Annotated in this window: 15 protein-coding genes and 1 pseudogene; 14 read left to right on the top strand and 2 right to left on the bottom strand. The window is 66.7% G+C overall.

Annotation, left to right across the window (positions count from 1 at the left end; all coding sequences use genetic code 11):
* The 5 genes and pseudogenes from BLS55_RS12125 to BLS55_RS09050 form a co-directional block, all read left to right on the top strand.
* A pseudogene (locus BLS55_RS12125) lies at positions 1–627 on the top strand (hypothetical protein); the annotation flags it as partial.
* A 9-nt stretch (positions 628–636) separates the two neighbouring features.
* Entirely contained in the window at positions 637–1143 is a 507-nt protein-coding gene (locus BLS55_RS09070) for a tail fiber assembly protein (protein WP_092154497.1), read from the top strand.
* A gap of 3 nt (positions 1144–1146) precedes the next feature.
* Positions 1147–3621: a phage tail protein gene (locus tag BLS55_RS12320; RefSeq protein WP_257243195.1), complete on the top strand. Its 2475-nt coding sequence runs from the start codon at positions 1147–1149 to the stop codon at positions 3619–3621.
* A 94-nt stretch (positions 3622–3715) separates the two neighbouring features.
* A complete protein-coding gene (locus tag BLS55_RS09055) occupies positions 3716–4171 on the top strand; it encodes a GNAT family N-acetyltransferase (protein ID WP_092154495.1) in 456 nt (151 codons plus the stop codon).
* A gap of 1 nt (position 4172) precedes the next feature.
* Entirely contained in the window at positions 4173–4748 is a 576-nt protein-coding gene (locus BLS55_RS09050; RefSeq protein ID WP_092154493.1) for a hypothetical protein, read from the top strand.
* Between the two features lie 344 nt (positions 4749–5092).
* On the opposite strand, the gene metK is transcribed toward BLS55_RS09050, so the two are convergent.
* Together metK and panC are read right to left on the bottom strand one after the other, a co-directional pair.
* Complete coding sequence (gene metK / locus BLS55_RS09045) at positions 5093–6265, bottom strand: methionine adenosyltransferase (protein WP_092154491.1); 1173 nt, start codon at positions 6263–6265, stop codon at positions 5093–5095.
* A gap of 94 nt (positions 6266–6359) precedes the next feature.
* The gene (gene panC, locus BLS55_RS09040) at positions 6360–7208 is read right to left on the bottom strand and encodes a pantoate--beta-alanine ligase (protein ID WP_092154489.1); all 849 of its coding nucleotides are present in this window, start codon (positions 7206–7208) and stop codon (positions 6360–6362) included.
* A gap of 168 nt (positions 7209–7376) precedes the next feature.
* Between panC and BLS55_RS09035 the strand changes: the two genes are divergently transcribed.
* The 9 genes from BLS55_RS09035 (at position 7377) to BLS55_RS08995 (ending at position 17389) form a co-directional block, all read left to right on the top strand.
* Positions 7377–8237 carry a tRNA (adenine-N1)-methyltransferase gene (locus BLS55_RS09035; RefSeq protein ID WP_092154487.1) on the top strand — a complete coding sequence of 287 codons (861 nt, stop codon included), beginning with the start codon at positions 7377–7379 and terminating at the stop codon, positions 8235–8237.
* 227 nt (positions 8238–8464) lie between these two features.
* Entirely contained in the window at positions 8465–9511 is a 1047-nt protein-coding gene (locus tag BLS55_RS09030) for an aspartate-semialdehyde dehydrogenase (protein WP_092154485.1), read from the top strand.
* 167 nt (positions 9512–9678) lie between these two features.
* Positions 9679–10980, top strand: coding sequence for a glycosyltransferase (locus BLS55_RS09025; RefSeq protein ID WP_092154483.1), 1302 nt, complete (start codon positions 9679–9681; stop codon positions 10978–10980).
* Positions 10981–11145: 165 nt separating this feature from the next.
* The gene (locus tag BLS55_RS09020) at positions 11146–12087 is read left to right on the top strand and encodes a TIGR00269 family protein (RefSeq protein ID WP_092154503.1); all 942 of its coding nucleotides are present in this window, start codon (positions 11146–11148) and stop codon (positions 12085–12087) included.
* 86 nt (positions 12088–12173) lie between these two features.
* The gene (locus BLS55_RS09015; protein WP_092154481.1) at positions 12174–13127 is read left to right on the top strand and encodes a chemotaxis protein; all 954 of its coding nucleotides are present in this window, start codon (positions 12174–12176) and stop codon (positions 13125–13127) included.
* Between the two features lie 11 nt (positions 13128–13138).
* Positions 13139–14770 (top strand): cobyrinic acid a,c-diamide synthase CobB, encoded by a 1632-nt coding sequence (locus BLS55_RS09010; RefSeq protein WP_092154479.1) that lies wholly within the window; start codon positions 13139–13141, stop codon positions 14768–14770.
* A 43-nt stretch (positions 14771–14813) separates the two neighbouring features.
* Positions 14814–15614 (top strand): precorrin-8X methylmutase, encoded by an 801-nt coding sequence (locus tag BLS55_RS09005; RefSeq protein WP_092154477.1) that lies wholly within the window; start codon positions 14814–14816, stop codon positions 15612–15614.
* 187 nt (positions 15615–15801) lie between these two features.
* Complete coding sequence (locus BLS55_RS09000) at positions 15802–16446, top strand: UbiX family flavin prenyltransferase (protein WP_092154475.1); 645 nt, start codon at positions 15802–15804, stop codon at positions 16444–16446.
* Between the two features lie 256 nt (positions 16447–16702).
* Positions 16703–17389 carry a metal-dependent hydrolase gene (locus tag BLS55_RS08995; RefSeq protein WP_092154473.1) on the top strand — a complete coding sequence of 229 codons (687 nt, stop codon included), beginning with the start codon at positions 16703–16705 and terminating at the stop codon, positions 17387–17389.
* Positions 17390–17510 lie beyond the last annotated feature (121 nt).

Here is a 17510-nt window from a genome sequence, read left to right as displayed (position 1 = left end):
GCTGCCGCCAGTGCCACGGCAGCCAATGCATCTGCCACTAATGCCGCCGCTTCTGAAACTGCTGCTGCCGCCAGCGCCACGGCTGCGGAATCCGCCGCCGACAGAGCTGAAGCTGCTGCCAATGCTGCTGAAAGTGTCGCAGAGGATGTTGTTCTTGCTGGGTCTATCCTGACCTTTTCCGGTTCCTTTGGCGGAACAAATAACCGCTATCCCATACCACGAAATAGCACAACCCCCAATACTAACTGGGTATTGTGTGATGGCGGCACTGATGGGTCAGGGGGCACTGTTCCCGACCTCCGTGGGCGTATGATTCTGGGTGCAAACGATACATATACAACCGGTTCCACTGGTGGTGCGCTTACACATAATCATACTGTTTCCGGTACAAGCGATGAAACTACTCTTACTGTTGCACAGCTGGCGTCGCATAACCATACCTATTATAGACCTTACACTGCTCTGGTAAATGCCGATACGAATGGCACTCACTATGCTGATTTAACACAGAGCGTTTCTGACCGGGCTGGTGGCAATGCATCGCACACCCACACCATTTTAATAGGTTCTGCCAGCAGCTCCAGCCTGCCGCCATACTATGCGTTGGCCTATATTATAAAACTGTAAGGAGGCTCTATGCCCAGAGTTACCGTCGTCCCTGCGGACAAGCTGATTCTTGTTGACGGTCAGGGACTTACCTTTGATTTTTCGGCCCCGTCCAACCTGCATGCTCTGCAGTGGGATGGGCAACAGGGGCACCTTGAGTTTGAGGACGATTACAATCAGACGCTTTCTGCTGCAGACCCTGCGGCTTACGATGAGGAGGTGGCCCCTTATGTGGCTTTATGGCAAGCCGAGAAAGACCGGATAGCCGCCGAAGAGGCTGCGGCCGAGGCTGCGCGGTTGTCAGAATACAACAGCTCCGAGGCCTGTTTTTCCCGCCTGCGTGCTGCGCGTGACACCAAGCTGACCGCCACGGACAAGTACCTATTGCCAGACTACCCCATCTCTGCCGACGACCTGACCGCCGTCCAGACCTACCGCCAGGCCCTGCGTGACCTGCCTGAGCAGGAGGGTGCGCCCTGGGACGGCGGCGGTGAACTGACGCCGTGGCCGGAAGTGCCGGCCGTTGCCGCGGAGTAGCCCATGCGCGTAGCCCTGCAAAACTTCACCGGCGGCGAAATTTCCCCCACCCTGGGGGCGCGCTACGACCTGGCGCGCTACCGCAACTGCTTGAACTGCATGGAAAACATGCTTCCAGGCCTGCACGGCGACTGCGCCCGACGCCCCGGGACGCGCTTTGCGGCCAAGCTGGGGGAATATGCCGTGCTTCTCCCTTTCAGCTTTAACGAGGAAGCCGGTCAGAACTTCGCCCTCATCCTTTCGGACCACCGCCTGCGCGTGAGCGACGGCGCGGCCCTTATGGATGCGGACGTGGTTACGCCCTATGCCGCAGCGGACCTGCTGCGTCTCTCCTACGCGCAGGTGGGCGACGTGGTCTATCTGGCCCATCCGGACTATCCCCTGCAGAAAGTTTTGCGCACGGACGCGGAAAGCGGCGGCTATGCCTGGAGCATTGAAGAAGTCGTCCTCAACCAGAGCCTTGACGCCCCGGCCACGCCCACCGTGAAATTTTCCGGCACGGCGGGCAGCTACACCCTGCGCTACAAGGTGGTGGCCGTGGACGACGATGGCCGCGAATCCCTGCCCTCCGAAGCCGGGGCCGTCACCACGGGCAAACATCCCTCAGACTGGGTGCAGGGCAACAGCGCCACCGTCACCTGGAGCGCGGTGGAGGGGGCCACGGAATACAACGTCTATCGCGAAGAAGCCGGGTATTACGGCTTTATCGGCGTGACCAAGGCGGCCAGCGCCGAAGGCGGCGAGCTCACGGGCCTCAAAATGGGCACGCTGACCTGCGGCATCAGCAAGTTTGCCGGGAGCATCACCTACACCGTATTCAATTCCAGCTGCTACGGCGAATCAAGTTGGAGCAGCACCAGCAAGCTCACCGTATCCGCCTCCGCTTCGCAGAACGCCTTTATCATAGGTGATAAGGCGTTTATCCGCGTCACCAAGACGACCAACACCACAACCCACTACGTCACTTCAGACTACGAGTGTGGTACCAAAACCTCCACGAGCAAAAGTTACTTCTGGGTCATGCTCCCCTGTGAAGACGACGACCCCAGCGGCACCTACAGCAGCTACACCACCGGGCAACTGGGTAGCAATGCGAACTATCCTTCCGGCACTGTGGGGGCCTACAGCGTTGCGCCCGTATTCGCCGCCGGCGCGACCCTGAAATTCATCGACAACAACTACGAAGCGGATACCGCAGACACCCCCAAGGAGGACTGGAACCCCTTTGCCGACGGCAACAATCCCGGCGTGGTGGCCTTCCACCAGCAGCGCATGACCCTGGGCGGCGGCAAAAAAAGCCCCGGCTACTTCTATGCGTCCCGCACGGGCGATTTTGAAAACTTCCGCAAATCCCGCCCCCTGCAGGACGACGACCCCGTGGAATACATGATTGCTTCCGGCTCCATCGACAGCATCCAGTGGATAGCCAGCTTCGGCGACCTGCTCCTGGGCACCTCCGGCAGCGAATACAAGGCCACGGGCACGGACGGCGTCATCACGCCTTCCGGGGTGAGCATCACAGCTCAAAGCTACTGGGGCAGCGCCGGCGGGCTTGCGCCGCTGATTATCGGCAACTCTGTCATGCACGTCCAGCGCCACGGCGCACGGGTGCGCGACCTCTTCTACTCCCTGGAAAAAGACGGCTACGCTGGCAACGACCTCTCCATCATGGCCCCGCACCTTTTTGACGGTCACAGCATCCTGCAATGGGCCTACCAGCAAACGCCCAGTTCAACCATCTGGTGCGTGCGCGACGACGGCCTGCTCCTGGCCCTTACCTACATGAAGGAACACGAGATTTACGGCTGGTCCCGCCACCCCACGGACGGCAAGGTGCACTCCGTGGCCGTGCTCTCCGGCGAAACCGCAGACGTGCTGCTGCTGGTTGTGGAGCGGCAGATCAACGGTCAGGCGCAGTATTTTCTGGAGCGCCTGGAAGAGCCCTTTGGCCAGGATGCGGCCATTGAAGAGGCCTTTTTTGTGGATTGCGGCATCACCCGGCGCAGCGAAGAGGGCACGGACACGGTGACCGGCCTGGACCATCTGGAAGGGCTGGAGCTCTCCGTGCTGGCCGACGGCAGCCCCGTGGAGGGCTGCGTGGTGCAGGGCGGGCAGATAAACCTGCCGTACCCGGCCAAGGTGGTGCACGCGGGCCTGGGCTACACGGCCGCGCTCTCCCCCCTGCCCGTGGAGGCCGACGCGCAGACCGGATCCACCCTGGGCAAACGCCGGGCCTACGGGCGCTGCGTCGTGCGCCTCTATCGCAGCGTGGGCGGCAAATACGGGCCGGACCGGGCCACGCTCTACGACTTCCCCTTCCTGCCAGCGACATACGGCGCGCCCTGCGAACCCTATACCGGTGACCTGGAGTTCACCCCCGGCGGCGGCCAGGACGCGCAGACCTCTGTATGGCTGGTGCAGGACAGGCCCTTGCCGTGGCGCCTGCTGGCCCTGGTGGTGGATACCGCATTCGGGTAGGGGAATATGGTTGGGGGAGGGAAACCTTGTTTCCTCAGGAAACGTGCAGGCCGCGTACCCTGGGCGAAAAAACTTTGTCCGTAAGGAGGAACCTGTGTTCGCCATTCAGACGGAAACCCTGGCCACGGCAGGCCCTGCGGCCCGCGCCCTGGCCGACGCCCATTGGCAAGAGGTGGAGGCTTCCCTGCACGGGCGGCAGGAAGGCGTGCTTGACGTGCAACGCTACGCCGACCTGGAGGCCCTGCACATGCTGCACCTGAGCACCGCCCGGCAGGACGGAACGCTGGCGGGCTACGCCGCCTTTACTCTGGTGCCCTGCCCCCACCGCCGCGGGCTTCTGCTGGCTGCCCTGGACGGCCTCTATCTGCGGCCGGACGTGCGGCGCGGGCCCAATGCCCTGCGCCTGCTGCGCCATGCCGAAGCGGCCCTGCGCCAGAAAGGCGTGGGGCTTATCCAGTACAGTTCTCCGGCCTCGCGCCCCTGCGACGTCCTTTACCGTCGCCTGGGCGCGCAGCTGACCGAAACCGTCTGGCATAAGGAGGTATGTTGAGATGGCCATTGCCACCAGTACAGCCGCGGCCATCAGCGCCGCCGTGGCCCTGGCCGGAGCCGTTGCGGGCACGGCCGGGGCCCTGCAGCAGGCCGCCAACCAGCAGGCGCAGAGCGACTATCAGTCCCGGCTGGCCCGCCGCAGCGCCCAGGTCGCCGAGCAGAACGCCCAGGTTGCCGAAGAGTCCGCCCGCGCCCAGCGACGTGAAGGCTACGACGATGCGGTAAAAAAGCGTCAGGAAACCGCGCGCGTCATTGGCAGCCAAAGGGCCGAAGCCGGGGCCAGCGGCGCAACTGTGGACGTGGGCTCGACCCTGGACCGCAACCTGGATACGGCCGAAAAAGGGGAGCTGGACGCGCTTTCCCTTAAGCAGCAGGCCAACGCCCAGGCCTACAACCAGGATCTGCGCGCCTGGGCCCTGCGCAATCAGGCCACGGAGGCGGGCCTCCAGGCCCAGTACCTCAACAACCGTTCTCAGACCGACTACCTGGGCCTTACCAGCACCCTGCTCAACGGGGCCTCGCGCGTGGGGCGCAATTTCTACGCCATCGGGGCGCGCGGCGCGCAGCTGCGCTGAGAGCGCGCCTTGTTGCCGCAAAAAAAACTTCCGCCAGAGCATCTCGCCTTTGAGAACAGACCTTCTCAAAGACTGCGACACGCTCGTTCCGGCGCGTAACAGCGCAAATGCATTGCGCTTACACCTAACACGACGAGCGTCTGCTCGAGGGCGCCCGTAACCCCCCCGAAGGGGATCTCTGTCGCCGCCGGATTTGTCCGCATTTTCCCCTCAAACACCCTCTGTCCAGGGTACGTCCCGCGCGTTTCCTGAGGAGAAAAAAGCTTTTTGAAGGATGGGGGCGTGGGGGGAAGGGGACGTTTGTTCACAAAAGTCCCCTTCCCCCCGTTGTTTTTCTTCCCCGGCTAGACCTTGGCGGCGGTGCGCAGGTCGGCCACGGCGTCGGTTTTTTCCCAGGTAAATTCGGGAAGTTCGCGTCCGAAGTGACCGTAGCAGGAGGTTTTCTGGTAAATGGGGCGTTTGAGGTCCAGGCGTTTGGTGATGAAGTAGGGGCGCAGGTCAAAAACTTCGCGCACGGCGCGGGTAAGCACTTCATCGGGGATCTCGCCGCTGCCCTGGGAGGAGACGAGCACGCTTACGGGCTGGGCCACGCCGATGCAGTAGGCGATCTGCACTTCGCAGACCGGGGCGAGGCCGGCGGCCACCACGTTCTTGGCGATGTAGCGGCCCATATACGCGCCGGAGCGGTCCACCTTGGAGGGATCCTTGCCGGAGAAGGCCCCGCCGCCGTGGTGTCCGCTGCCGCCGTAGGTATCCTGGATGATCTTGCGGCCGGTGAGGCCGCAGTCGCCCATGGGGCCGCCCACCACGAAGCGGCCTGTGGTGTTGATGAAGATTTCGCAGTGCTTTTCGTCAAAGTAGCCGGTGGGTTCCAGCACGGGGCGGATGACGTGTTTTTTCACGGCTTCGGCCACGTCGGCCTGGCTGGCGCTTTTCGCGTGCTGGGTGGAGACCACCACGTTGTTGATGCGCACGGGCTTGCCGTCCTGGTATTCAAAGGAAACCTGGGTCTTGCCATCCGGGCGGAAGAAGTCCACCAGGCCGTCCTTGCGCACCTTGGCGAGGCGCTGGGAGAGCTGGTGCGCCCAGTAAATGGGGGCGGGCATGAGGGTGGCGGTTTCGTCACAGGCGTAGCCGAACATCATGCCCTGGTCGCCCGCGCCCTGGTCTTCGGGTTTTTCGCGCCGCACGCCCTGGGCAATGTCCGGGGACTGGTGCCCGATGGTGTTGATGACGGCGCAGGTCTGCCAGTCAAAGCCCATGCCGGAATTGCTGTAGCCGATGTTCCGGATGGTTTCGCGCACTACGCGGGGCAGGTCCGCGTAGCCGGAGGTGGTGATCTCGCCGGCGATAAGGGCCATGCCCGTGGTCACCAGGGTTTCGCAGGCCACATGGGCGTCGGGGTCCTGGGCCAGCAGGGTGTCCAGCACGGCGTCGGAAATCTGGTCAGCCACCTTGTCGGGGTGGCCTTCAGTGACGGATTCGGAAGTGAAATAGTATTTGCCCTTGGTTTGCATGCCGTTCTCCTTGGGTGCGCCGAGCGCGACGCGAAGGGGTATTATGAAAAACCGGGGGAAAGCGCCGTCTGCCCCGCCGTGTGCGGCGCGCGTCTCACGGGCGGAGCAGGATGTTGTCGATAAGCCGGGCCTTGCCCATGCGCACGGCGCAGGCCATAAGGGCGGCGTCGCCCACGGCGGTCAGGGGCGCGAGGGATTCGGGGTGCACCACGCTCAGGTAATCCAGCCGGCCCAGGGGCAGCCGTTCGGCCCAGCGCCGCAGCACGGCCTCGCGCAGCAGGCTTGTGTTGGTTTCGCCCTCTTCCGCCAGCTTGCGGGCGTAGAGCAGGCCCTGACGGATCTCCGGGGCCTGGGCGCGTTCCTGCGGCGTAAGATAAAGATTGCGGGAGGAGAGCGCCAGGCCGTCGGCCTCGCGCACGGTGGGGCGGGTCACGATGCGCACGGGCACGTTGAGATCCCGCGCCATGCGGCGCAGAATGGCCTGCTGCTGCCAGTCCTTCTGGCCGAACACGGCCACGTCCGCCCCGGTAAGCAGAAAAAGTTTGAGCACCACGGTGCACACGCCGCGAAAGTGCGTGGGCCGCGTCTGCCCGCACAGGCCCCTGGCCAGCTCCGGCACTTCCACCCAGGTGGCGTGATCCGGGGCGTACATGGCCCCCGGCTCGGGCCGGAACAGCACGTCCGCCCCGTGCGCGGCGGCAATGGCCGCGTCGTGTTCCGCATCGCGGGGGTAGGCCTCCAGGTCTTCGCCGGGGCCGAACTGGGCGGGGTTGACAAACAGGCTCACCACCAGCCGCCGGGCCAGGCCCCTGGCGTGGGTCATAAGGTCTTCATGCCCGGCGTGATAATAGCCCATGGTGGGCACCAGGGCGATGTCGTCCCCGGCCTTGCGCCAGGCGCGGCACTGCGCTTCCAGATCGTGGGGTGTGGTTAATATCTGCATATCAAGGTATTGTGATATAGTTAATGGATTTCCCCTTATACACGGGGTTCGCGCGCTTGTAAAGGAAAAGCGCCGCCGCCCGTTGACAAGAGGGCGCTTTTCTGCCCACAAGCGGCCTGGGCGCGGGCGCTGCCCCCCCTTCATCACCTGCAAGACAAAAGGACGCGCATGATTCCCTACGGTTCGCTTGTTGTTTTTGTGACGCCCAAGGGCCGTCGCTACATAAAACGGCTGGAAGAAGGCCAGGACTGGCACGGCAACGACGGCGTCCTCCGCGCGGCGGAGGCGGCCGCCTCCCGCTACGGCGACGTGCTCTACACCAATACGGGCGTGCCCATGCAGGTGCAGGAGGCTACCCTTCATGACCGGCTCAAGGGCCTCAAACGCCAGACGCAGATCATCTATCCGAAGGACATCGCCTACATCTGCCTGCGCCTGGGGGCCGGACCGGGGCGGACTATTATCGAAGCCGGCTGCGGCTCCGGCGGGCTGACCACCGGCCTTTCCTGGTTTTGCGGGCCCACGGGGCGCGTGGTCAGCCACGAGGCCCGCGAAGAATTCCTGGCCCTGGCCCGCCGCAACCTGCAATGGGCCGGCGTGGGGGAAAATGTGGAGCTGCACCACCGGGATATCGCCGAGGGCTTTGCCGTAAGCGGGGCCGACGCCCTCTTCCTGGACGTGCGCACCCCCTGGGAATACCTGGACCAGGCCCTGGCCGCCGTGCGCCCCGGCGCGACCTTCGGCTTTCTGCTGCCCACCGTGGACCAGGTGGGCAAACTTCTGCTGGGGCTGGAGCGCGGCCCCTTTGGGGATACGGAAGTCTGCGAAATCCTTATGCGCCGCTGGAAGCCCCTGGCTGACCGCCTGCGCCCCGAAGACCGCATGATCGCCCACACCGGCTTCCTCATCTTCTGCCGTCAGCAAGACCGCAATGCGGATTTCCTGGCCCTGCGCCCCCTGGGCACCCGCGAACGCAAGCAGGAGGCCGCCCGCCGCGCCCGTCTGGAGGAAGACAACGCGGAAGAGTAGGCGGGGTGTTTTTTGTGGGAGGAAGGGGAAACTTTTGTTCACGAAGGTCCCCTTTCCCCCACGCCCCCATCCCCTTTAAAAATTTTCTCCCCTCAGGGGCCGCGCAAGGCGCACTGTCGGCCCAGGGAAATGGGGCCGCAAAGCGCCTTCACTTTTGCGCCGGGGATGGCTATACTGACGGCCCTCCGCCTGGAGCGGAAGCGAACATCCCAAGGAGAATCGACCAGATGAGCAAAAAGCTGACCGTTGCCGTTGTGGGCGCCACAGGCGCCGTAGGCCGTGAAATGCTCAAGACCCTGCACGAGCGGGACTTTCCCGCCACGGAAGTGCGGGCCTTCGCTTCCGCCCGTTCCGAGGGCGTCACAGTGCCCTACGGGGAGCGCGAAATCACCGTCCACGAGCTGAAAGAAGACGTCTTTGACGGCGTGGATCTGGCTATTTTCTCCGCCGGCGGGGCCACTTCGCAGAAGTTCGCCCCCCATGCGGCCCATGCGGGCTGCGTGGTGGTGGACAACTCCGCCGCCTGGCGCATGGACGACCGCTGCCCCCTGGTGGTGCCGGAAGTGAACCCCCAGGCCCTGGACGCGCACCAGGGCATCATCGCCAATCCCAATTGCTCCACCATTCAGATGCTGGTGGTGCTCAAGCCCTTGCACGACGCGGGCAAAATCCGCCGGGTGGTGGTTTCCACCTATCAGGCCGTGTCCGGCACCGGGCAGAAGGGCATGGAAGAGCTGGAGCGCCAGGTGCGCGACCTTTTCAACTCCCGCGACCCGGAAAGCAAGGTCTACCCCTATCGCATCGCCTTCAACGTGCTGCCGCACATCGACGTCTTCCTGGAGAACGACTACACCAAGGAAGAAATGAAAATGGTCAACGAAACCGTGAAGATCTTCAACGATCCCACGGTCAAGGTTACAGCCACCTGCGCGCGGGTGCCCGTGTTCTACTGCCACGCCGAATCCGTAAACGTGGAGACGGAAAAGAAAATCACGCCCAAGGAGGCCAGGGTCATGCTCTCCCAGGCCCCCGGCGTGCGCGTTTTCGACAACCCGCGCGAGCTCATGTACCCCATGCCCGCCTACTGCGTGGGCGAAGACGCCACCTATGTGGGCCGCATCCGCGAGGACGAGACCATCCCCAATGGCCTGAACATGTGGATCGTGGCCGACAATGTGCGCAAAGGCGCGGCCCTCAACGCCGTGCAGATCGCCGAAGAGCTGCTCCGCCGTGACCTGGTGCGCGTGCGGGATAAAAACGTGTTTCTGCGCTGACGGAACCCGCTCCGTCAGGCTGTCCACAGGGACGCCGGGGAGGCCGTGGGCTTTCCCGGCGTCCGGAGACTGCCCATGCACGCCCCGGCCCTGTTGCCCTTTCCACCCCGTCAGCCTGACCGTCGGTGCAGCGCGCGTCCCGGCGCGCCCTTGCGGCCCCGCATCTGATGCGCGTTCTGCTGCTGGCCCCCCAGGACACGCCGCCTCCTTCCCTGGAGGAGCAGCACCGCTGGGCGGAGCTGGGCTCGCCCCTGCGCACGGCCCGCCTGGAGGAGGAGCACGCCCTGGCGTTGGCCTTGTATATGCGCGATGGCGGCCCCTTGGCCCCCATGCTGGCCTGCCGGCAGGGCTCGCCCCTGCACCGCCGGGCCGCGGCCCTTAATCTGCCCGTGCTGCCCCTGCCCGGCGCAAACCCGGCCAATCCCGTAACCCTGTTCCGCCTCTGGCGCTGGCAACGCCGCCACCCGCGCCTGCTGGTCCAGACTGTGAGCGAGGAAGCCCTGGCCCTGGGGCGAAGGCTGCTCCGGCTGCGGCCGCGCGGCAGCACCCTGCTGGCCCACGCCTTCTGGCAGCGGCCGCCCCTGGCTCCCCCCGGAGCGGCCCTGGACGCCGTCCATAAAATCCTGTGCGGCTCCGGGTACATCCGGTCCCGGCTGGCCGCGGCTCAGGAGGCCCGCCGGGGGGCGGTCCGCCCCCGTCTGCGGCCTTTGCCGCTTGCCGGCTCACGCTGCGTCGTTCTGGCTCCGGGCATGGTTCTGGAACCGGAAGGGCCCGCCGCAGCCCCTTCTGCCGTCGCTCCGGAGGCCCGCTTCATCTTCGGCCTGGGCGATGCCCTCACCCCCCGCTCCGGCGCGCAGATCGTCGCCCGGGCCATGGCCGCCATCTGGCAGCGTGAAGACCTGCCCCCCTGGGAAGTCCGCGCTCTGGGCGGCGGTCCGCGCTATCAGGAATTGCTGGACGAGGCCGTAACCCTGGGCGTGGCCGCGCGCCTCTGCCTGCTCAACGAGCAGCCCTTGGCGCGGATTCTGCCCGCCTGCCGGGCCTGGATCGCTCCCGGCGCATCGCCGGAGGAGCTGCCCGAAACCCTCTGGGCCGGGGCCGCGGCTGGCCTGCCCGTCATCTGCACCCGGACGCCCCTGCACCTGGAGCGGCTGGATGCGGCCCGGCTGCACCCGGACGCGGCGGAGGCGGAAAGACCTCCTGCCGCATGCGCCCAGGCCTCCGCGGAGGCCGGAGCGGGCGCGCCCGCCCTGCTGGTGCCGCCGGAGGATCCGCAGTCCCTGGCCAAGGCCATGATCGACGTCATGACCGACGCGGGCCTGCGCCGCAGCCTGGCGGCGGCGAGTGCGGCGCTGCGGCCGCTGGTGGGGCTGGACGCCTTTGCCGCCCGGACCTGCCGCCGCTATGCGGCCTGGGGCCGGGAGCTGGGCTGGCTGCCGCCCGATGCCCCGGCAGAGGAACGGACCTGACGCGCCCTGGGCCGCGACCGCCTGTTGTCTCTGCCGGGCCGCCCCTCATGCGCCTCGAAAGGAATAGCGTTTTTTGAAGGATGGATGGGGAAGGGGGCTTTTGTGAACAAAAGTTCCCTTCCGCACGCCCAAGAACTCCACAAAACAAGGAAATCCCGCAAACAGATGAAGTGTAAAATCTGCAAAGCCGAGGCCGTGGTGGCCCTGCGCAGCCACAACGCAGCCTTCTGCCCCGCGTGCTACAAGGATTTTTTTGCCCGGCAGGTGGCGCGCGGCATTGAGGGACAGGGGCTTTTCACCCGTGAGGAGCGGGTGCTGGTGGCGCTTTCCGGCGGCAAGGATTCGCTGGCGCTCATGCTGGAGCTGGCCCGCCAGGGCTATAACGTTACGGGCCTGCACATTGATCTGGGCATTCCCGGTTCTTCGGCGGCTGCGCGGGGCGTGACGGAGCGGTTCTGCGCCAGGCACGGCCTGCGGCTCATGGTCAGAGAAATGGCGGCTGAAGGCCTGGCTATTCCGCTGGTCAAGGCGCGCCTGCACCGCCCCATCTGTTCGGCCTGCGGCAAGATCAAGCGCTATTTTTTCAATAAGGTGGCTATGGACGAAGGCTTTGACGCCCTGGCCACGGGGCACAACCTGGACGACGAGGCGGCGCGTTTGTTCAGCAACGCCCTGCGCTGGGATACGGCCTACCTTTCGGACCAGGGGCCGCGCCTGGACAGCGAGAGCGGTTTTGTGCGCAAGGTCAAGCCCCTCTGGCGGCTTACGGAATTTGAGACGGCCAACTACGCCTTCCTCATGGGCATAGAGAACCATTATGCGCCCTGCCCCTACAGCCCTGGGGCCAGTTTCAGCGTGCTCAAAGGGCTGCTGCAGCAGCTGGAGGCGGCCATGCCCGGCCGCAAGCTGGATTTTTATCAGGGTTTTCTGGCCCGCGGACGCCCGGTCTTTGCCCGGCGCGAGGCCGAGCAGGGGCAGGAGCTGCGGCCCTGCCCGCAGTGCGGGTATCCCACGTCTTCGGGCGACCTCTGCGGGGTGTGCCGCATCCGGGCCGCCCTGCGGGACGCGGCGACGGACATGCCCTCCGGGGAAAGCGTGATGGCGTAAGAACGGGCCTAAACGTTTTTCCCGCTTAACCGATAACAGGACATGCGGCGTGTCGCGGCCCCTGCGGACCGCCCGAGGAGGGGACCATGGCCCAGACCAATATCCTGCTGGAAACCGGCACCAACGAGCTGGAAATCGTCGAGTTTTTCGTCAACCAGGACGGCTACGAGGCCCACTACGGCCTCAACGTGGCTAAGGTTGTGGAGATCGGCCGCCGCCAGCCAGTGACGGCCATGCCCGAAATGCGCCACAAGGCCCTGCTGGGGGCCTTCCTGCACCGCAACGGACGCATCGTGCCGCTTATTGACATGGCCCAGTTTCTGGGCAGCGGCCCCATCACCAATGAGGACGCCAAGGTTATTGTCACCGAGTTCAACAAGGTCTGCACGGGTTTCCTGGTCTCCGGCGTCAACCGCATCTACCGCCTGAGCTGGACGGATGTGGAGGCCCCCGGCCAGTTCCTGCAGAACATGAGCCGCAGTTCCATCACCGGCGTGGTGCGCCTGGAAGAACGGGTCATCTTCCTGCTGGACCTGGAAGCCATTGTGGCCGAGCTGCACCCGGCCATGGCCCTGCGCTTTGACGGCGCGGCGCTTACCGAGCAGGACGGCAAAACCTACCGCATCCTGCATGTGGACGATTCCAGCAGCATTCGCTCCCTGCTGCTGGATCTGCTCAACAAGGAAGGCCGCTTCGTGGTGGAGCAGCGCGTCAACGGGCAGGAAGCCTGGAAATACCTGCAGGAGCTGCGTGACCGCAGCCAGCAGGAAGACCGGCCCATTTTCGACTATGTGCAGGGCGTCATCACGGACATTGAAATGCCCGCCATGGACGGCCTGGCCCTGTGCAAGCACATCAAGGAAGACCCCGTGCTGCGCAGGCTGCCCGTGGCCATCTTTTCTTCCATGATCAACGAAAGCCTCTCCCGCAAGTGCGCCGTGGTGGGTGCGGACGCCCAGTACACCAAGCCGGACCTCAAGGCCCTTTCCGTCAAGCTGCACGAGCTGATCACCCGCCTGCTGGTCGAGGCCAAGGCCTGAGCGGAGCCGCCGTGCGCGCGTCCGGCCCCGGCCTCGCCGCGCCCCCCGGCTGCGTGGTGGCCGGCACGGGCAGCGCCAGCGGCAAAACCACCCTTACGCTGGCCCTGCTCTGCGCCCTGCGCGCCAGGGGCCTGAACGTGCACGCCGCCAAAACCGGCCCGGATTTCATTGACGTGGCCTTCCACGCCGCGCTCACGGGCCGCCCCGCCGCCAACCTGGATACCTGGATGTGCCGCGAGGCACGCCCCGCCTCACGTCCGGGCGCTGGGCGCGGCCTGCCCCCCGGCCTGGTCAGGCTGTACGCCCGCCTTGCCGCGCCGGATGCGGACGGCCGCCCCCCTGACCTCATTGTGGCGGAAGGGGCCATGGGCCTTTTTGACGGCGGGCACAAAGGTGCGGGCAGTACGGCCCAGCTGGCGGCCCGCCTGGGCCTGCCCGTGCTGCTCTGCCTGCACGCCGGGGGCCTGGGGCAGTCTGCCGCGGCCGTGGCCGAAGGCTTTTTGCGCCACCGTCCTGCCTGGGCGGCCCGCGAGGCACCCCTCTCCTTTCTGGGCCTTGTCTGCACCCATGTGGGCAGCCCGCGCCACGCCGCCTTGCTGCGCGCGGCCCTGGCCCCCCTGCGCAGGGAGCTTCCCCTGCTGGGCCTTCTGCCGCGCGAGGGCGCGCCGGATCTGCGCTCCCGCCATCTGGGCCTGGTGGAGGCCCGCGAGGCCCTGCCCCAGGTGGACCCGGCGGCCCTGGCCTGCTGGCTGGAGCAAAACTGCCGCCTGGACCTGCTGCTGCGCCGCCTGGGGCTTGCGCCGCGGCGCGCCGCACAAAAAGCGCCGGGCAAAGGCCCTGCGCCCGCCGCGCCCCACACCGCCGCACGGCAGGCCGCCCCGGTCACGCGCTTTTTTGCCGCCGCCGGGCAGCTGCCCCCGGATCTGCCCGCCCCGGCCGGGGCCGCTGCCGTGCAGGCCGCCGCAACCCGCCCGCGGCCCCGCGCGGCGCGCCGCCCTGTTGTCGGCCTGGCCTGGGACGCGGCCTTCAGCTTCTGCTATGCGGATCTGCCCGCCCTCTGGCAGGAGCTGGGCGCGCGGGTGGTCGTCTTTTCTCCCCTGCAGGACAAAGCCCCGCCCCCGGACTGTGCGGGCCTCTACTTTCCCGGCGGCTATCCGGAGCTGCACGCCGCGGCCCTGGCGGCCAACACGGCCTTCCGCGCGGCATTGGTCCGTCTGGCGCGGGAGGGCCGTCCCGTCTACGGCGAATGCGGCGGCTATATCTACCTCATGCGCTCTCTGCGGCTGCAAGGGCAGGATTACCCCATGAGCGGCCTGCTGCCCCTGAGCTGCACCCTCTCCGACCGCCGCGCGGCCCTGGGCTACCGCGCCGCCCTGGCCTTGCCGGGCTGGCCGGCGCCCCCCGGCCCCCAGGCCCACGCCGCCCCCCTCTGGACGCGGGGGCACGAATACCACTATGCTGCGGAGAACGGCCCCCTGCCCCCCGCCTGCCGCCCCCTCTGGCGTCTGTACGACAGCGCGGGCGTCCTGCTGCGGGAGGAGGGCTGCCGCCTGGGCTGCGCGGCCGGATCCTGGCTGCACTGCTATCCTGAAGGCTCCCGCCGTTTCTGGCGGGCCTGGCTGCGCGCCCTGCCCCGCATCTGAACCCCAACCGGACGCCTGTCCGGCGCTGCCCCAAGGACGCCCCATGCCCCCACGCCATCCCGGCCCCACAGCGGGTCAATCCACAGCACAGGCCACAGCACAGGCCACAGCACAGGCCACAGCACCGGCCACAGCACACCCCCGGCAATCGCCCCCCGGAACCGGCACGGACGCCGCGCGCGAGCTTGCGCTGGATCCGGCCCACACCCCCGCGGCCATTGAGGCCCGCTCCTTTGCGGTCATCGACGCCGAAATCCCGGAGCCGCGCCCCTTTTCCGGCCCTCTCTGGCAGGTGGCCCGGCGCTGCATCCACACCCTGGGCGATACGGAAATTCTCCCCGACCTGCGCCTGAGCGCCCAGGGCCTGCGCAATGGCGTTGCAGCCCTGCTGCGCGGCTGCACGGTTTTTACCGATACCCGCATGGCTGCCGCCGGGCTGCCCTTGCGCCGCCTGACCCCCCTGGGCGTCAGGGTCATGCCCATTATGAGCCTGCCCGGTCTGGAAGCGCTGGCCAGAACCCGCGACACCACGCGCACCCGCGCCGGGCTGGAGCTGCTGGCCCCCCGCATGGGCGGACAGATCGTGGCCATCGGCAATGCCCCCACCGCCCTTCTGGGCCTGCTGGACGCCCTGGCCGCGGGCGCGCCCGCTCCCGCCCTGATCGTCGGCATGCCCGTGGGCTTCGTCAACGCCGCTCAGTCCAAGGCCCTGCTCCACCAAAGCCCCTGGCCCCACTTCACCCTCCTGGGCCGTAAGGGCGGTTCCGCCCTGGCCGCCGCCTGCGTCAACGCTCTGGCCGAAATCGCCCTGAAAGAAAAAAAAGGGGAAACATTGCACCCTTGAAAGGCTCTGGCAGTTGTCGCGCAGAGGCCCGCCGCAAAGGCGCAGGCGTGGCTTTGCGGCGCGGTTGCGCGCCGGAGCGGGCGTTTGCGGCCCACAGGGTTGTGGCTTATGCTAAGAAACACGCCGCTGGCGACGAGGGGCGCGCAAGGGAACGCCGGGCGGTCACAAGCTGCGGGGAAAAACAGTGATGGGCGAATATGGTGTGCATGGCGATGGACGCGGCGCTGAGGCCGCAGGGCAGCCCGCGCGCGACATCGTGGTGGGCGTGAGCGGGGCCAGCGGCATGGCGCTGGCCGAATGCGCGCTGCGGCTGCTGGCCCGCATGGCGGGGGTGCGCGTGCACTGCATTGTTTCACAGGGCGCGCGGGCCGTGCTGCGGGCCGAATGCGGGGCCGGGCCGGAGCGGCTTACGGCCCACGCGGCAGAAGTTTATGCCCCGGAGGATCTGGGGGCCGGGCCGGCCAGCGGATCCTGGTGGCGGCGCGGTCCTGTTCCGGCGGCCATGCTGGTGGCCCCTTGCTCCATGGGCACTCTGGGCGCTCTGGCCAGCGGGGCCACGCGCAATCTGCTGCAGCGTGCGGCGGACGTGGCCCTTAAGGAGCGGCTCCCGCTGGTGCTGGTCACGCGGGAGAGCCCGCTTTCCGCCGTGCATCTGCGCAATATGCTCGCGCTGCAGGAGGCCGGGGCCGTGATCATGCCTTTTTCGCCGGGGTTTTATCTGCGGCCGCAGTCGTTGGATGAACTGTTGCGCCAGGCCTGCGGCCGCATTTTTGACCAGCTGGGGCTGCCGCACCAGCTGGGGCGCTGGGGGGACGCGCCGACGGCGGGCTGACGGCCCGTCCGGCGCAGGTTCTTGCTTGCGGATGCGGCATTTCAATTTTGGAATGCCGGGGCGGCTGCGTGGGCAGAGGCGCGCCGTGGAGGCGCCAGCGCAGGGCATTTGCGCTGGCAGACCTCGGAACGAGCGCGTCGTAACCTTTGGGAATGCCTGTTCTCAAAGGCAGTCTGCTCCAAGAACGGGCACACGGGCGGCGCGTCGCCCGGTGCCGCAAGCGCGGCGTCCGGCTTCGGACGCGGGAGGCATGAGCATGAGCTCCATTACCTGGTACGGCCATTCGGCCTTTAAAATTGCCTGCCCTGCGGCGCAGGTTGTCCTTGATCCTTTTTTTGCGCCGCCTTCGGACATGAGCGCGGCCACCGTCGGCCCAGTGGACCTGGTGCTGGTGACCCACGACCACAGCGATCATGTGGGGGAAGCGGTGGAGGTGTGCCGCCGCACCGGGGCCATGCTGGGGGCCATTGTGGGCACGGCGGGCAAACTGGTTGCGGCGGGCGTGCCGCAGGCGCAGGTGCTGAACGGCATCGGCTTCAACATGGGCGGCACGGTGAGCTGCAAGGGCGTGAGCGTGACCATGACCCAGGCCTACCACTCCAGCGATTCCGGCGCGCCTGCGGGCTACATTGTGCGCATGCCCGACGGCCTCACCGTGTACCACGCGGGCGATACCTGCGTATTCAGCGGCATGGAGCTGTGGGGGCGGCTGTATTCCATTGACGTGGCCCTGCTGCCCGTGGGCGGCGTGTTCACCATGGACGCCCGCCAGGCCGCCCTGGCCTGCAAACTCCTGGCCTGCAAGGCCGTCATCCCCATGCACTGGGGCACCTTCCCCGCGCTGGCCCAGAATACGGCGGCCTTTAAGGAAGCCCTGCAAAAGCAGCACCTTTCCTGCACCTGCGTGGAGATGGGCGTGGGAGAAACGGTCAGCTTTGGCTGAGAAAGCCTTGCGCTGTCTGCGCCGCGCCGTCAGGGCGGACCACGCCGCTTTGGCGGCCCTCTGGCGGCGCAGCGTGGGAGCCACCCCCGCCTTTCTTTCCCCTGCGGCTGTGACGGCGCTT

It is taken from the genome of Desulfovibrio legallii (genome assembly GCF_900102485.1).
Classification (GTDB): Bacteria; Desulfobacterota; Desulfovibrionia; order Desulfovibrionales; family Desulfovibrionaceae; genus Desulfovibrio; species Desulfovibrio legallii_A.
This window is presented reverse-complemented; position numbering and strand designations above follow the sequence as displayed.

What these genes read in the sequence shown, in the direction of transcription:
- BLS55_RS09020 (WP_092154503.1), top strand. Translation starts at nt 11,146, where the DNA reads ATGAAGTGTAAAATCTGCAAAGCCGAGGCCGTGGTGGCCCTGCGCAGC.
- metK (WP_092154491.1), bottom strand. Translation starts at nt 6,265, where the DNA reads ATGCAAACCAAGGGCAAATACTATTTCACTTCCGAATCCGTCACTGAA.
- BLS55_RS08995 (WP_092154473.1), top strand. Translation starts at nt 16,703, where the DNA reads ATGAGCTCCATTACCTGGTACGGCCATTCGGCCTTTAAAATTGCCTGC.
- BLS55_RS09025 (WP_092154483.1), top strand. Translation starts at nt 9,679, where the DNA reads ATGCGCGTTCTGCTGCTGGCCCCCCAGGACACGCCGCCTCCTTCCCTG.
- BLS55_RS09030 (WP_092154485.1), top strand. Translation starts at nt 8,465, where the DNA reads ATGAGCAAAAAGCTGACCGTTGCCGTTGTGGGCGCCACAGGCGCCGTA.
- BLS55_RS09015 (WP_092154481.1), top strand. Translation starts at nt 12,174, where the DNA reads ATGGCCCAGACCAATATCCTGCTGGAAACCGGCACCAACGAGCTGGAA.
- BLS55_RS09050 (WP_092154493.1), top strand. Translation starts at nt 4,173, where the DNA reads ATGGCCATTGCCACCAGTACAGCCGCGGCCATCAGCGCCGCCGTGGCC.
- BLS55_RS09035 (WP_092154487.1), top strand. Translation starts at nt 7,377, where the DNA reads ATGATTCCCTACGGTTCGCTTGTTGTTTTTGTGACGCCCAAGGGCCGT.
- BLS55_RS09000 (WP_092154475.1), top strand. Translation starts at nt 15,802, where the DNA reads ATGGGCGAATATGGTGTGCATGGCGATGGACGCGGCGCTGAGGCCGCA.
- BLS55_RS12320 (WP_257243195.1), top strand. Translation starts at nt 1,147, where the DNA reads ATGCGCGTAGCCCTGCAAAACTTCACCGGCGGCGAAATTTCCCCCACC.
- panC (WP_092154489.1), bottom strand. Translation starts at nt 7,208, where the DNA reads ATGCAGATATTAACCACACCCCACGATCTGGAAGCGCAGTGCCGCGCC.
- BLS55_RS09005 (WP_092154477.1), top strand. Translation starts at nt 14,814, where the DNA reads ATGCCCCCACGCCATCCCGGCCCCACAGCGGGTCAATCCACAGCACAG.
- BLS55_RS09070 (WP_092154497.1), top strand. Translation starts at nt 637, where the DNA reads ATGCCCAGAGTTACCGTCGTCCCTGCGGACAAGCTGATTCTTGTTGAC.